Source organism: Bradyrhizobium sp. UFLA05-153 (assembly GCF_054185185.1).
The window spans coordinates 1-15,319 of record NZ_JBBIAM010000105.1; the positions used below are offsets into that span (position 1 = coordinate 1).

Annotated in this window: 12 protein-coding genes and 1 pseudogene; 9 read left to right on the forward strand and 4 right to left on the reverse strand. The window is 60.3% G+C overall.

Annotated elements, in window-relative coordinates; translation table 11 throughout:
• The first annotated feature begins 219 nt into the window (after positions 1–219).
• The 4 genes from Q2941_RS39140 (at position 220) to Q2941_RS39155 (ending at position 3,388) form a co-directional block, all read left to right on the forward strand.
• Positions 220–654 carry a hypothetical protein gene (locus tag Q2941_RS39140; RefSeq protein ID WP_027528113.1) on the forward strand — a complete coding sequence of 145 codons (435 nt, stop codon included), beginning with the start codon at positions 220–222 and terminating at the stop codon, positions 652–654.
• Between the two features lie 766 nt (positions 655–1,420).
• Positions 1,421–2,083: a nucleotide-binding protein gene (locus Q2941_RS39145; protein ID WP_458195829.1), complete on the forward strand. Its 663-nt coding sequence runs from the start codon at positions 1,421–1,423 to the stop codon at positions 2,081–2,083.
• The gene (locus Q2941_RS39150; RefSeq protein WP_458195830.1) at positions 2,052–3,080 is read left to right on the forward strand and encodes a hypothetical protein; all 1,029 of its coding nucleotides are present in this window, start codon (positions 2,052–2,054) and stop codon (positions 3,078–3,080) included. Before Q2941_RS39145 ends, Q2941_RS39150 begins: the two co-directional genes overlap by 32 nt.
• 83 nt (positions 3,081–3,163) lie before the next feature.
• Positions 3,164–3,388, forward strand: a complete 225-nt coding sequence (locus tag Q2941_RS39155) for an ABC transporter substrate binding protein (RefSeq protein WP_458195831.1) — start codon at positions 3,164–3,166, stop codon at positions 3,386–3,388.
• 546 nt (positions 3,389–3,934) lie between these two features.
• On the opposite strand, the gene Q2941_RS39160 is transcribed toward Q2941_RS39155, so the two are convergent.
• Positions 3,935–4,987, reverse strand: a complete 1,053-nt coding sequence (locus Q2941_RS39160; protein WP_035664680.1) for an IS110 family RNA-guided transposase — start codon at positions 4,985–4,987, stop codon at positions 3,935–3,937.
• Positions 4,988–5,169: 182 nt separating this feature from the next.
• On the opposite strand from Q2941_RS39160, the gene Q2941_RS39165 reads away from it, so the two are divergent.
• The 5 genes and pseudogenes from Q2941_RS39165 to Q2941_RS39185 all read left to right on the forward strand — a co-directional run bounded on the left by Q2941_RS39165 (position 5,170) and on the right by Q2941_RS39185 (position 12,040).
• Positions 5,170–5,313 carry a hypothetical protein gene (locus Q2941_RS39165; protein WP_156944792.1) on the forward strand — a complete coding sequence of 48 codons (144 nt, stop codon included), beginning with the start codon at positions 5,170–5,172 and terminating at the stop codon, positions 5,311–5,313.
• A 133-nt stretch (positions 5,314–5,446) separates the two neighbouring features.
• Positions 5,447–6,652 carry an efflux RND transporter periplasmic adaptor subunit gene (locus Q2941_RS39170; RefSeq protein ID WP_458195832.1) on the forward strand — a complete coding sequence of 402 codons (1,206 nt, stop codon included), beginning with the start codon at positions 5,447–5,449 and terminating at the stop codon, positions 6,650–6,652.
• Entirely contained in the window at positions 6,652–9,783 is a 3,132-nt protein-coding gene (locus Q2941_RS39175) for an efflux RND transporter permease subunit (RefSeq protein WP_458195833.1), read from the forward strand. Before Q2941_RS39170 ends, Q2941_RS39175 begins: the two co-directional genes overlap by 1 nt.
• A gap of 149 nt (positions 9,784–9,932) precedes the next feature.
• Positions 9,933–10,910 (forward strand): ABC transporter substrate-binding protein, encoded by a 978-nt coding sequence (locus tag Q2941_RS39180; protein WP_027527333.1) that lies wholly within the window; start codon positions 9,933–9,935, stop codon positions 10,908–10,910.
• 120 nt (positions 10,911–11,030) lie between these two features.
• A pseudogene (locus Q2941_RS39185) lies at positions 11,031–12,040 on the forward strand (IS110 family RNA-guided transposase).
• A gap of 566 nt (positions 12,041–12,606) precedes the next feature.
• Here the strand turns inward: Q2941_RS39185 and Q2941_RS39190 are convergent.
• The 3 genes from Q2941_RS39190 to Q2941_RS39200 form a co-directional block, all read right to left on the reverse strand.
• Positions 12,607–12,768 (reverse strand): hypothetical protein, encoded by a 162-nt coding sequence (locus Q2941_RS39190; protein ID WP_254111369.1) that lies wholly within the window; start codon positions 12,766–12,768, stop codon positions 12,607–12,609.
• A 1,144-nt stretch (positions 12,769–13,912) separates the two neighbouring features.
• Positions 13,913–14,707: a cyclase family protein gene (locus Q2941_RS39195; RefSeq protein WP_254111370.1), complete on the reverse strand. Its 795-nt coding sequence runs from the start codon at positions 14,705–14,707 to the stop codon at positions 13,913–13,915.
• 34 nt (positions 14,708–14,741) lie between these two features.
• Positions 14,742–15,317 (reverse strand): thiamine pyrophosphate-dependent enzyme, encoded by a 576-nt coding sequence (locus tag Q2941_RS39200; RefSeq protein ID WP_027527335.1) that lies wholly within the window; start codon positions 15,315–15,317, stop codon positions 14,742–14,744.
• Between the last annotated feature and the right edge of the window lie 2 nt (positions 15,318–15,319).

Here is a 15,319-nt window from a genome sequence, read left to right on the forward strand (position 1 = left end):
CGATGCCGGGCCTTCCCGGACTAGCTACCGGTCCAACTCGACGACAACAGCTGGATGGAGATGACCCATCAGCAGGGGGCAAGCGGAGACGTGCAGCACTTCGCCGACGTATTTTCGCCGAGCGTGGCGTCTGCTTAGGGCGCGCGGCAATGCCCCAATCTCGGCCAGATGAAGCCATGAATGCCGGCGAGCTTGAGCGGGCGAACCAATCGGACCATCATGTCCTATAGCGCCAACACCAATATCGCCAGGAAAGCCCGCACGAAGGCCGAGGCGGATTTTGCCACTTGGCTCATGATGGCCAAGCTCGGTGGTTTCGATGACCTTCCGTCAAACGCACAGAGCTTTCTGACTAACTATCGAACCCGACTCGAGACGATCAGCGAGGTCGAGTCCACGGCCCTGGCCATTCGCGAGGTCTACAGCGCTTATTACAGGGAGATGGGAGGCGTAGGCGTGGCGCCGGAACCAAAGGCTCGCACGCAAACAACAAAGGGCAAAGTCGTGCGGTCTCAGCGACGGCCTAAACCTCAACCTGATCTACCGGCCGCGCGCCATTCGACGAGGCCAATGATCCGAAAATCCCTCCGAGCACTGCTGATTTTCGCGAGCATGGTGGCACTGATTGTCGCATATAGATTTCTGGGGCCGTAATGCCCGCAGATTATGTGCGACGTCCGCTTTTCCCCCGATAGCTACCAAGTAGCGGACATCGCGCACTTCGCCGATGCGCCGATTCCGTTGAAAAAGGCGGCAGTTGCGACGCGGAAGGATCAAATACGAGCACAGAAGCCGAAAGATTAGCCATTTGGAAAAGGGGAGACAAGGCGCCGCATATAGGTTGGATGATACAATACGCACAAATTCAAGAAGCAAAGCCAAGCGAGCAGTTACTTGTACTGGGTTGTTGCATGTGACCGTTGAGGATGTAGCAGCGCAAAAAGAGGTGGACTTTAAGGTAGAACAAGCTGCGGACGGCAAGATTTCTATTTCGGTCAGTCCGTTTCAATTTTGACCGATGCCACTCCACGGGCGACTTCCGACGAGGTCGGCGAATGACGTCGTTCATTGGCTATTCTGAGGTGTCCGCACGCGCCGTCGAGGTCCGCTTAGCGAGGCACAGCGGACTCGGTTGCTCATGTTGAGTTCTTCGCATTTTGACCCAGAAGAGACATCACCCGGACGAAGGGCGAGTCGCGGGAGATCCGCGATCCCTTGTTATCCATCGAGGAGGCTCGCCCTTTTTCGCGAAGAGTTCTCCGCGGTAAATCGTTAGTGGCTGGGCCTTGATTTGGTTGTGAGTTCCACGCTCGCTCTTGATGCGATTCACGATGGGGAATGGTAGGTCACCGATTGGTAGGCCCAACTTTTTCGACGACTCGTGCGTTTTCATGTCGTTGTCATACGGGAAGCACAGGAGATGTATGTCCTTGCTCTGGTCACCCAAAAAGGCGGAAGCGGCAAGAGCACGCTGGCGGTCGGAATTGCAGTCGCAGCGATGGGGAACGGGGAGCGCGTCGCATTTGTCGAGGCGGATCCACAAGGCACGATTTCAAAATGGAAAGAGCGGCGCGGCTATCCCTATCCGCGGGTCGTTCGGGTCTCCGATCCCGCCGAAATAGAAGGGGCGCTCGTCAGCCTTGCAGCTGAGGGAATCTGGCTTACAGTCATCGATACCGCAGCCACGAACAATGCGCTGGCCGTGTGCGCTATCGCGAGGGCCGATCTTTGCCTGATCCCGGTGCGTCCGAGTCTGGCCGACATCGAAGCTGCGATACCGACGCTGATTGCTATTCGTAGGCTCAACCGCCGATTTGCTTTCGTCCTCAATCAGACGCCGCCGCGGGGCTGCCGCTTGAGTGAAGCTGCAACGTCGCTCAATTCGCTCGGGGTGCTTGCGCTTCCCTATGTCGGGCAACGCAATGACCACCAGGACGCGCTTGGGGCAGGATTAGGCGTGACCGAGTTTGCACAAGGGGGAAGAGCCTCGGAGGAAGTTCGTGAGCTGTGGCGCTGGGTCTTGAAAAAGCTTGTCGAGGGGTCGTTAGATCATGAGCCTCACGCAAAAGAGGCGGCGTGCTAGCCATACGCGCTGCGCGCGACGCTCGCTGGTGGAGCTTACCGCGGCGGCGAGTCGAGCCGTTGACGATGGCCTGTTTGTGGCGTCCAGCGGGATTGCTGCTTCCAATCCGCGATTGGAGCACACGGGCGAGAAGACGTCTGATCAATCGATTTTTGCAAGGCAAGCGACGGCTCCGAGTCCCGTTGCGGTGCTTGAATCTCAGAATGCGGCGGCGCCGCGCAGGGACGAACTCCTAGATTTCGACACTACCACCGAGATGATGTCGAAGATCGCCAAGGAGTATCAAGACAGAGCTTTTGAAAATATCAAAGCCAGCCTGAATGCTACGTTGGACCATGCAAAGGACCTCGTAGAGACACGGGTGGAAGGAGAAGCGGCGTCGAAAGACATCGGCGCTTCCAGTCTTGAAAGCAATTTTTTGACCGTTCGCAAAGAAGCCGCAACGGAGTTCCGCGCGGATGCGGGCGAATTGATTGTGCAGAAGGAACCAGCCGACAGCGCAGGGCAGCCGCAACTGCAATACATGCGGCGGCTCACTGACGAGGCGGTCAGATTGCTGGACGATCTTCGGAGCGGCAAGCTGGAGAATCAGGCGAACTTCATCCTGAGCGAATGCTTCAGAGAGGCTGCCAGCGCGTTCTCTATGATCAATCAGCAGCTCAAGCGCGACGGCTATGCCGCGAGCATTGATCCATCAATCTTCATTTGGCTTGCCAACATCACCGAACCGGAGACGCGCGACACCGGGACCATCCGGCTTGAGATCGTACCCAACCACCGAGGTCGTCCGAGCACGTACGCGCGCCATGTCGCTCAATTTATTTGGCACCTTGTCGAGGGGCAGGGCTGCCGGCGACAGGCCGCATATCGGGGGGCGCTCACGAAGTTCACCATAAGCGCGAGTTTCGCCGAGACGGCCTATGCCTTTTGGGAGCCGATCTTCAAACGGGCGGGACCGCACGTGAAGATGCTGACCCGCATTTCAGATCCAGAGTAAAGCTAAGCAGCGCGGGCATTTGGCATCCGATTTGACTGAGGCCGAGGCACCTGCGAGGACCGCCTGGCAACTTCGTCCGAGCTTTGGACAAAGAAGACGCTGACGTTGGGGCCGCTCCTGCATGGCCCATGATTGCGCTGATAAGGGCCGGAGCGATGCCGGCTGATCTGCCGGTGCAAACGCCGACCAAGTACGAGCTGGTGATCAATCTGAAAGCCGCCGAGGCGTTCAGCCTCGACCTGCCGGCATCGGTGCTCGCCCGCGCGGACGAGGTAATCGAACAGGGTTCGCTTTGTTGCGATGCATGAGTCCGGAAATCGCCCTTCGCGTCAATTTGGGTGCGCGTAATAGTCGGTTCGCTTTCAGGTAAAAACGGACATCAAGAGCAGGCAGAACCGGCTGGCTCAGTCGAGAATGACCCAATGTATGGTCCGGCCGTGCGGTGCAAGAAGATTTCGACGATCCAGTAGATGCGGTCTTGCATCAATGTATCCGGCCTCTGCTTGGAGCGCAGTGCTCCGGGCCATCATGGATATCAGCGCGTATGCGATCTGGTTAGCGGACATGGATGGGCCATTTGGGTCACCAGTGTTCGCATGCGCCGGGAAGACCGATTCTCCATCGTCGTCTCATCCTCTCGCAGACCTCGGCGGGTAAGGTGTCGTTACGTCATCGATAGCTCCTCACTTCGCGCTGTTCCTTTGTTCGTGCCTGGCGGTCGTTCCTTCGTCCCGGCCTGCGCGCGCAGACGCGCCGCGCGCAAGGGGCCGTCAAGGCCGGCCGTCGTGCTGTCCCGACGTCTTGCTCTCCTGCTGCCAGGCCGCGCCTTGACGGCGCCGCGTACGGCGCGAGGATCAAGCAGGTCGGTTTGCCGTCTCCACCGTCTTGACGCACGCGAAAGCGCGTCCCTTGTTGAGGACCGCCCAGGCGATCCGGGCGAGCTTGTTGGTGAGCGCAATCGCCAGCACGTTGTGGTGCAATCGCTTCTTGGCGGCTTCGATCCAGGAGTTGAGGCCATAGCGCTCCCAACACTTGACCTTGACCAGCACAACCCACGCGGCTTGTACGAACAGCGCGCGCAGGTAGCGATTGCCGCGCCTTGATATACTGCCGAGGATCGTGCGGTCACCGGTCGATATCTGCTTCGGCACCAGTCCAAGCCAGGCGCCGAAGTCGCGGCCCTTCGAGAACACGTCTCCAGCGCCGATCGCGGCCACCATTGCGCTCGAGATGATCGGGCCAATGCCAGGCACCGTCATCAGTCGCTGGCAGGCCTGATCTTGACGGGCTAGTGTTTCGATCTCGCTAGATAGCCCCTCGATACGCTGATCCAGCCGGCGCCAGTCTTCCACCAGCCCCTCGATGATGAGCAACATGCGAGGCGAGAGCACATCGGTGCGTGTCGCCAAGATACCCGGTAACTCGAACCGCAGGGAATGCCGGCCTTGCCGCACGGCGATGCCCCGCTCCAGCAGGAACGCACGGATCTGATTGATGACGCCGGTACGCTGACCGACCAATCGATCGCGGACGCGGTGCAGTGCCTGAAGGTCGAGTTGATCGGCGATCTTGGTCGCGACGAACTTCATGGTCGGGCGTTGGACGGCCTCGGCGATCGCTTCCGCATCTCGGAAGTCATTCTTCTGTCCCTTCGAATACGGGCGCACGTATTTCGCCGGCATCATGCGGGCGTCGTGGCCAAGCATTTGCAGTTTGCGGCTGAGATGATGGGCACCTACGCGGGCCTCCATGCCGATCAAGCACGGCGGCAGGTTGGCGAGCCGCGTTTCCACCTGGCCGCGTGACCACTTCTGCCGCAGCACGATGGCACCGCGGTGATCATGACCCACGATGTGGAACGAGTTCTTGCCGATATCGATGCCGATCACGGCGAGTTTCTGAGACATGGCGTGCTCCTTGTCTTGAGCGCCCCTTGCCAGCTTCTCGAGCTGGCAGGGCCGGAGCACGGCCGGACCATCCCATTAGCGGACCGAGGATCCGCAGGTTCTAGACTTGATTTAGATCAACGCCGTTTCGGCCATGGCCTGACACCTTGAAATTTTTCAGTGGGAGGGTCGGAGCGACCGGCATGAGGCCGCGCGAGTTCATCGGGCTCATGGCCGAAACAGCAGCGTGGCCGCTCGCGGCACGCCTGCAGCAGCGGGCGCTGTCGGCGATCAGCAACGATCGCCGCGTTCATCGTCAGGAGTACGCCCATGAAATCCTTCGATGATTACAAAGGCATCCTGCCTTTCGCCAGCCAGCTCTTTGGCATCGATCAGCCGCTGCTTGGATGGCAGTCGCGGATCAGCCGCTGCATCACCAGTAGTCTGTAGAATCCGGTACGGATCACGATGGTGGGGCTGATGGGAAAGCGATACGTTGCCATTGTGGCTATTCTGATCGCGCTTGCAGCAGGCGCCTATATCACTGTTTTCGGCTGGCCGTGGGTCGCCAGGAACCTGCCCGCAGACCAACATACCACACGACCGTCGCCGGAAGTCGGCATCGTAACCGCTGAGTCAGCCGAGGTGCCGCTGCCTTTTGAGTACGCCGGCCGAATCGTGGGAGTCCGGGACGTCGAAGTGCGTGCGTTGGTCGGCGGCCTGTTGCTGAAGCGAGACTTCGACGAAGGCGACAAGGTCACGCAGGGGCAGCTTCTTTTCCAGATCGACCCCGCGTCTTACCAGGTAACGCTCAACCGCGCCGAGGCCCAGCTCAATCAGGCACAGGCGGCGCTCCGCCAGGCGGAAGAGAACTATGCTCGCGTGGAGGAACTCACGCGTCGTAACGTCGCGACGGAAAAGCAACGCGAAGAAGCGCTCGGGACCCGCGATCAGGCCCGCGCCACGGTCGAGGCAGCGCAAGCCGAAATCGCCAGCGCCAAACTGAACCTCGGATATACGGAGGTCCGGGCGCCGGTCGCAGGACTCACAGCTTTGAACTCGCCGTCGATCGGCTCGCTGATCCAAGCCCAGCAGACGCTCCTGACAACGATCACGCCGCAGGATCCCGCCTATGTGAATTTCTCGTTCACCGATGAGGAAGGGCACGCTTACCGGGACCTCAATGAACGGCGGGCAAATCCGATCGATGAGAAAGACTTGTCGGTGGAGCTATTTTTCAGCAATGGCCGCCTCTATCAGCATCGAGGCAAGCTCGATACGTCCGCTCCGCGAGTCGACCCGCAGACCGGCACGATCCAGGCACGAGTGGTCTTCCCCAACCCGAACGGTCTCCTGCTTCCAGGCCAGTTCGTGCGCCTGCGCATCCTTGGCGTTACCCTGCTCGATGCGATCGCAATTCGCAAAGAAGCGGTGAGTCAGGGTCCACAGGGGCCGTTTGTCTACGTCGTCGGCGCCAACGATGTCGCCGAGGTCAGACCCGTCCGGTTGGGTCAGCAAGTCGGGTTGGACTGGGTCATTTCGGATGGCCTCAAACCCGGTGAACGGGTTGTCGTCGACGGTGTTATTCGCGTTCGCGCCGGCGAAAAAGTAACACCGGTGAAATATGTGCCACCCGTCGAGTCACACGAACAGGCACCCGGGGCTCCGTTGGGAGTGCGCCCGTAATGTCGAAATTCTTCATCGATCGGCCGATCTTCGCGACTGTCGTTTCGATTGTCATATTGCTGTCCGGACTGATCGCGATGCGGGCGCTGCCGATCGCGCAGTATCCGGAAATCGTTCCTCCCGAAGTGGTCGTTACGGCGACCTATCCTGGCGGCAGTGCCCAGACGATCGCCGAAACCGTCGCCGCTCCACTGGAGCAACAGATAAATGGGGTCGAAGGCATGATCTATATGCAATCGACCTCGAACGGCTCTGGTTCAATGACTCTGTCCGTCCTGTTCACAAGCAAGACCGATCCTGATCAGGCATCGATCAACGTCAACAATCGCGTTCAGCGCGCGCTGCCGCTGCTGCCGGAGGAGGTCCGGCGGCAAGGCGTTACGGTCACCAGGCGGTCCTCCTCGTTCCTGCAGGTGCTGACGATGTCGTCGCCGGATCGCCGATACGACGCGCTCTACATTTCCAATTACGCGCTCATCAATGTCATTGACGAGCTGAAGCGCACGCCCGGAGTTGGCGATGCAACGCTCTTCGGTGCGACCGATTATTCCATGCGCATTTGGCTACGCCCCGACAAGGTCGCTCAGTACAAGCTCGTGCCAAGCGACATCGCGGCAGCCATTCGCGAGCAAAATGCCCAGTTTGCCGCAGGCCGCTTCGGCGAGGAGCCCCTGCCAGGCCATCAGGCTTTCACCTATTCGGTCACGACCAAGGGACAGCTGGTCGATCCGCGCGAATTCGAGCAGATCGTCCTGCGTTCGGACGAGAACGGCGCGGCGCTGCGCGTGAAAGACGTCGCCCGGGTTGAGCTCGGCTCCTTGAACTACGGAACCGTTTCCACGCTCAACGCCACGCCCGCGGTGCCGATCGGCATCTACCTGCAGACGGGCGCCAACGCGCTGGAGGTCGCAGCGGCGGTTGGCGCCACGATGAAGCGCCTGTCGCAGCGCTTTCCCGACGGACTACGCTACGAGGTGCCGTTCGACACGACCCGCTTCATCGAAGCGTCAATCCATGAAGTCATAAAGACGCTTGTCGAGGCGATCCTATTTGTCGTCCTGGTCGTGTTTCTGTTTCTCCAGAACATCCGGGCGACCCTCATCCCGATCCTCGCGGTTCCGGTGTCGATCGTCGGTACGTTTGCCGGCATGTACCTTCTTGGATTTTCCATCAATCTGTTCACGTTGTTCGGCCTTATCCTGGCGATCGGCATCGTGGTCGACGATGCCATCATCGTGCTTGAGAATGTCGAGCGCATCATGACCACCGATGGCAAGAGCCCGCGCGAGGCTGCTGTCCTCGCGATGCAGGAAGTCAGCGGACCGCTGGTTGCGATCGTGCTGGTCTTGTGCGCGGTGTTCGTCCCGGTCTCTTTCCTCGGCGGCCTCGCCGGCGAACTCTACCGGCAGTTTGCGGTCACCATCGCAGTATCGGTGATCATCTCCGGAATTGTGGCGCTGACCCTGACGCCGGCGCTTTGCGCAGTGTTTCTGAAACCGGGACACACGGAAACCTGGCGGCCATTCCGGATATTCAACCGTGGCTTCGACTGGGTGACACAGCGCTTCACTGGCGGCGTCGGTTTCTTCCTCAGGCATGTCTTGACCGCGGTCGCTCTTATTGCGGCGATGCTGGGAGTGACCTGGTGGCTATTTCAACGCGTTCCCGGCGGCCTCGTGCCTCCCGAAGACCAGGGTTACATCTTCCTGGTGACGATGCTGCCGCCCGCGGCCTCGCTCGATCGCACGCTCCAGGTGACCGCCAAGGTCACAGAAGGAGCAATGACGAATCCAGCGGTCGCGGATGTTGTGACGATTGCCGGCTACGATCTGTTGAGCGGCTCTCAGAGAACAAATGCGGGCATTTCGTTCGTGACGTTAAAAGGCTGGTCGGAACGCCGCGACCCAAAACTTGACGCGCGCAATCTGGCGCCAGCCTTTTCCGCGCTCAACGCAGATTTCCGCGACGGCATTGTTATCGGCATCAATCCGCCGCCAATTCCTGGCCTGAGCACCACCGGCGGCTTCGAGTTCTATTTGCAGGATCGCTCAGGTGGCAACCTTCAGTCACTCGCCGAGGCGGCACAACGGGTGGTGCAGGCCGCGAACAAGCGGCCAGAACTGAGCGGCGTGCAGACCACCTTTACGACCGACGAGCCGCAATACCGCCTCGATGTGGATCGAGACAAGGCAAAGGCTCTCGGGGTACCGATCAACACCATCTTCGAGGCGATGCAGAGCACTTTCGGCAGCCTCTACGTCAACGACTTCATCCTGTTCGGGCGCACCTATCGGGTGACGATGTCGTCCGAAGGTGCCTTTCGCGAGTCGGCCGAGGACATGCGGCATGTGTTCGTTCGTTCGAAAAACGACACCATGGTTCCGCTCGATGCGCTGCTAACGGTTCATCGCGTTATCGGACCCGACGTCGTGGATCGCTTCAATGTCGTCCCGGCTGCAAAAATTCTCGGCAATCCTGCTCCCGGCGTGTCCTCCGGGCAGGCCATCGCGGCAATTCAGCAAGTCGTGACGGAGACGCTTTCGTCGGACTACAGCATCGGCTGGACGGGCTCGGCTTTTCAGGAAATCCAAACCGCGGGGACCGGGTCGACAGGCTTCCTGTTTGGACTCCTCGCGGTGTTCTTGATTCTGGCCGCGCAGTATGAGCGCTGGTCGTTGCCGCTCGCTGTCATCACGGCGGTGCCGTTCGCGCTGTTTGGCGCCATCGTGGCAATCTATCTGCGAGGTATTGAGAACGACATCTATTTTCAGGTCGGTCTTGTGACCCTGATCGGATTGTCTGCCAAAAACGCCATTCTGATCGTCGAATTTGCGGCGCAGCGCCAACGCGAAGGACTTTCCGTCTACCATGCGGCAATGGATGCGGCCCGACTGCGCTTTCGTCCGATCATCATGACGTCGCTCGCTTTCATCCTCGGCGTCGTGCCCTTGGCGGTTTCGGCCGGCGCCGGATCCGCGAGCCGGCATTCCATCGGCACTGGCGTAATCGGCGGTATGCTGGCCGCAACCTTCCTCGCTATCCTCTTTGTACCGATGTTTTTCAAGCTGGTGACGCGTGAACGAAATGCGGGCGACACAGCAATGTCGACTGAGACTTCGGGGACCGGATAAAGGCCAAACGCCTCTAGCAAAGCACGCGGAGCGATGGAAGTGCTACGAGCAAACGGAATCCATTCCGGTCATTCCGGAGCCGAGTTCATGTGCGACGCTAACAGCTCCCATTCGATGTGATAGGCTATCTCCGGCTCGGGGTAAGGCCTATGAGGCGACGCGAGTTCATCACGCTTCTCGGTAGTGCGGCGGTTGCTTGGCCTGTCGCTGGACGCGCGCAGCAGCGCGAGCAGCCGCGGCGGGTCTCAGTGGTGATGCAATTCGTTGAGGGCGACCAGCAAGGACTACTGCGCGCCGCCGCGTTCCGAGAGGGATTGGAAAAGGCTGGATGGGTGGCCGGTCGCAATGTCAGCGTCGATTATCTCTGGGGACCGCTGGACAGCGGCATCACAGAGCAACTGCGGCAAAGGGTGCCGGAGGTGATTGCGATCAACAGCAGCATCGGCTTGCGCGCGATCGGATCGGCGTTTCCCGGAGTGCCCATCGTGTTCATTGGCGTGAGCGAGCCGGTGGAGCGGGGTTTTGTGGCGAGCCTCGCGCATCCTGGCGGCAACATGACGGGTTTCTCGCACCTGGAGCCGACGCTCGGCGCGAAATGGCTCGATCTGGTCAAGCAGGTTGCGCCACAAGTGACCCGCATTGCGTACCTCTACAATCCCGATAATCCCGGTGCCAAGGTAACCTTGCAGTCGGCCCAGTCAGCGGCCGGACAATTCTCGTTGGACGTGCTCGATACGCCGGTGCGCGACGTTGCGGAAATCGAAGCGGGTATTGCGGGGCTTGTGCGAGAGCCGGGAGGTGCGTTGCTGGTGCCGCCCGATCCGTTCACGACGGGGCATCACAAACGCGTCGTCGATTTGGCGGCACGCCACCGGCTTCCGCTGGTCTCCGCGCTGCGCTCCTTTGCCGACGAGGGCGGTCTCTTGGCCTATGGCGTCTCCATCCCGGAGCTGTTCCGACAGGCCGCAGGCTATGTCGACCGCATCCTGCGCGGTGAGAAACCGGCCGACCTGCCGGTGCAGGGACCGACCCAATTCGAGTTGGTGATCAACATCAAGACCGCAACGGCCCTCGGTCTCACCGTGCCGCCGGCCCTACTTGCGGCCGCCAACGAAGTAATCGAATAGAAACATTGTTTGCTGCAGTGCACCGGTCCGGTTGTGATGCTGTGGACGGCTCCTCCACCGGCGTGAGAGCGCCAAGCAGTGGGTGCCGTTTGAGGCTCCCACGATTCGGAGGAGCAGCCTATGCAGTCAATTTCGACAATCGGTCTGGATATCGCGAAGTCGGTCTTTCAAGTGCATTGCGTTGATGCAGCCGGCCAGGTGGTCATCCGCCGTCAGTTAAAGCGCCAGCAGGTCGTAGCATTTTTCCAGAAGTTGCCGCCATGCCTGGTCGGGATCGAGGCTTGCGCGTCATCCCACTATTGGTCCCGCGAGCTGCAGGCGTTGGGGCATACGGTGCGATTAATGCCTCCGGCCTATGTGCGCAGAAGAACGACAGCACGGACGCGGAGGCGATTTGCGAGGCGGTCACCCAACATGCGGTTTGTGCCGACCAAAACCCTCGAGCAACAGAGCTGTCTGATGCTTCATCGTGCGCGCCATCTGTTCATCCGCCAGCAAACTGCCATCATCAATTCGATCCGTGCCTATCTTGCCGAGTTCGGGATCGTCTCCCCCGTCGGACGCAGGGGTGTCGAGCAACTGCTGGAGGTCGTCGCCGATCCAGCCGACCACCGGCTGCCGGAGGTGGCGCGCGCCTGCGTCACGGCTCTCGGCAGTCAATTGCGGTCACTGAAGGCCCAGATCCTGGAGTTCGACCGCTGCATCATCGCCTGGCATCGATCACATGCGACGAGCAAGCGGCTTGACGCGATCCCCGGCGTTGGTCCGGCGCTGGCAATGGCTCTGGTCGCGAGTATTGCTGATCCGAAGGCCTTCCGATCGGGACGGGACTTCTCGGCCTGGGTCGGGCTTGTGCCGAGGCAGAACTCGAGCGGGGGCAAGGACAAGCTCGGCAGTATCAGCAAACAAGGCGATCGCTATTTGCGCAGCCTGTTCACGGCTGGCGCGCTCGCCGTGATCCGCTATGCCAAGATCCATGGCACGGGGCATCGGCCCTGGCTTACGGGGCTGCTGGCGCGTCGACCGACCAGGGTTGCTGCGATCGCGCTCGCCAACAAGATTCCCGCATGGCGTGGGCCATGATGGCCAGGGGCGAACGCTACCGGGAGCCCGCTGCACTCGCGACGTAAAGGAATCGCGCCGGATATCCGGCGTGACGTAACGGTTGGGAGAGCGAACAGCACGTAATGCAGCGCCGGTCGATCCGGCGATCAGGACAACCCACATGGGCCACGGCATCATCGAATGCGAGGTTTTGACCGGGACCTGATCCGCGGAGGGCATTATGGCCAGCGGTCAGGTGAACCGCGCTAATAGGCCGAACACATGGCTGCTCCGACCACCGCCGCAAGCGTGAAGAAAACTCTTGCCAACCCGGAGCCGTCCACACATGGCCCATCGCGTCATTTCGCTGCGCTGCGGAAGTTCGTCGCTATCGGGGCATAGCGGACTCTGGCGAGCCGTCCGCCCGGCAGGCTTATAGCTAGTACGATGCTCGCGGCATTCGCGAGCCACCCAAATTTAGATGTAGTCCAGGGTGGTTGTGAACTAGGTGCCTGAGCTGGTGCTGGATCCTATCCGTTCTTCTGCCGCAGAGCTCGCAAGACCGGCTCGCAGCCTCGAAGAACTAGCGACCGGCGTCTGTCCCCGCGTTCACGATCGCGGCGTTTTTCGGCGACGCCCATTCAACCGCGGTTCAGCCCAGCACCGCCACACTGCACACGAGTTCAACTATGGAGGCTTCGATGGCAAAGCCGATTGCCGTTCTTTTTTTTTCTGCCGCAGCGCTCGCCGGATTGGCTGCGACCAGCGCCAGCGCCATGCCGATCGCGCCACCTGTGGCGTCGGTGTCAGGCATCGAACAGGTCCGATTGGTCTGCAATGAGTGGGGACGCTGCTGGCGGCAGCCGGACTATTATCGCCCCTACGGATACTATCGACCCCGTGACGACGATGAGTGGCGAGACCGTTATCGCTATCGACACAGCTACGGCTACTACGGCCCACGTTATGAGGGTGGTTGGCGTCGCGGCCGGGATCGCGACGACGATTGACCGGGACGCGAAAGCAGCAAGCGCGCTAAGTGAGACGAAAAAAGCCCGCCGATGCACAGCGGGGCGTTTTCTTAGACGGCTCGCAACCGCTAGAGTGGGCGGGAGCGCCGTAGGTTAGGCGCTCCAAGTCGACTTTTGTCCGCTCCAAAATTGCCGGGAGTCGGTCATCTTTTCGGTCGAAGCCCCCCGACAACCATTCACGCTCGCGTGGGAAGCGTGGAGGGCACTGTGCTGAGTGATCTACAGACGAAGCTGGAGAGGTACGAGACCAGAGCCGCCGAGTGCGCGAAGGCGGCTCGAAAAATGACAATAATATCCCAAACGATCGTAAGCGAGCAGGCGACATCGTCGTTCGAACTCGAGCGCTCATAAAGAACGTGGCCGAAGCGGGTGGCGCTGGCGATCCTTCTGATAACCCTGACAGTAGGCGACGTAGCGTCGCCTTTTGGCGCCCGATACTAACGTTCGTCGCCCTTCAACGGAGTTCTTAAAGAGCGTAAGACCTGAGCCCACTGCGGCGCCGACGAAGTGCCTCATGCGTAAGATCGGATGAGATATCGTAGGTTTGGTTGGTGTGGAGAAAGGCGGTAGCGCTCCAGTGACTCGAACCCCCGACACCTTTCGGATGGATCGGTCCGCCACCCATGTGCGCGCTCTCCCGCGGTTGGATTATTCGCTGTAAGCTATTGATCTGTATTGATCCGATTTTGGCTTAGTTGGAAAAATTCTCTCGTGAAATCAACGCGAGTGGCGTGTCTCTTAATCAGCGGGTCCCAGGTTCGAGCCCTGGTGCGCCCACCACAAAAACATCTGCAAAATCAGATATATATATCACAATTCTCGGACGGTACGTGAGCCGCCCCAAAGGCCAAAAATCGCAATTTGGGTGTGTTTTTGGGTGCAGAGTAGTTCGCTGAAAAATCGAACGCCGATCGGTTGGCGTCTGCATCACGCGGGTGCAAGTGCAATGACGCGCAGCGGGCTGCCTGAGCCGTCGGCGATCTTGAGCGGTGCGGCGATGACCACAGCGCCGATTGGCGGCAACTGGTCCAAATTGATCAGGCTCGTGATGCCGAATTTGCCTGCGCCATGCATTGTACCGTGATTGGGGAATGGCGGATTGAAGGTGCCGGCTTGCCCGGCGTCTGTTCCGATGGTCTCTACGCCGACGCCCAGGACATCGCGTTCGTGCGCCAGGAACTCGGAGCATGCCTTCGAGAACCCCGGCGAATGGGGGCCGTCGTCGCGCGCGTTGAGGAATTCCTCGCGAGTCGTGCGGGCGCTCCAGCCGGTGCGCAGCAGTACCCATGCTCCGGCGGGGATACGACCATGCGTCGCCTCCCAGGACTGGACACGCTCAGGTGTGAGCAGGAAGTCCTGATTGGCCTGAACGTCCGCCGTCACGTCGATGACGCAAGCGGGGCCGATGAATTTGCGCGGCGCGATCGTATCGGTCGCATTCTCGGGAAGATCTTTGCCGGTGATCCAGTGGATCGGCGCGTCGAAGTGCGTCCCCGTGTGTTCGCCGAGCGTGAGCACGTTCCAGTACCATGCCGGGCCACGGGAATCGTAGCGCGAGATCTCGGTGAGCGTCAGCCCCGGCGACGGCGCAAAGATCGGCGGCAAATCGATCACGGGCGTGCTGGGGCTTAGTGTCGTGGTGAGGTCCACGACGTGAATTCGCTTTGAGTTCAGCTCTTCCACCAGTTGGGCCAATATGCCGCTAGATTGTCTATCCGCCATGCTCGCCTCCTTCACTTCAAACGCAGGTCACGTCTTAGTCGTGTTGCCGCAGCGCCTCCAGCGCACGCTTGAACTGGAAGCGATTCTCCAATAGTGGCAAATCCATGTGAAACGATTTGGGTCCAACCGCCTCGACCTTGGCGACGATCGTCGTCAGCGTCCCGCCCGCCAATGCGCCTGCAACCGCGCCTTTGAGCTGCTCTGGCGTGTCGGACTCTGTTACCTGCGGAATGGCGCAAGCCCGCGCCACGCCCGCCAAATCGGTACCAGTCGCAGTCGCTGTGGGAAAGCCGCCGACGGAAAGCAGGCTTGCGTTGTCGAAGACGATATGCACCAGGTTGCCGGGTGAGTAGCGCGCCATTGTGCTCAGCGTGCCGAGGTTCATCAGCAGCGAGCCGTCGCCGTCGATCACAACCACTTTGTGGCGGGGCATGGCGACCGCGATGCCCAGTCCCATAGAGGAAGCCAGCCCCATCGCATGCTCCAGGTAGAAGAAGTTGGGGCGGTGGCCAAGCGTGTAGAGCTCCGCAGCGACGGCGCCCATGATTGTGACAACGATCTGATCCTTCACCTCAGGATAGATTGCCTGCAAGGCATCGACGCGCAGCATGG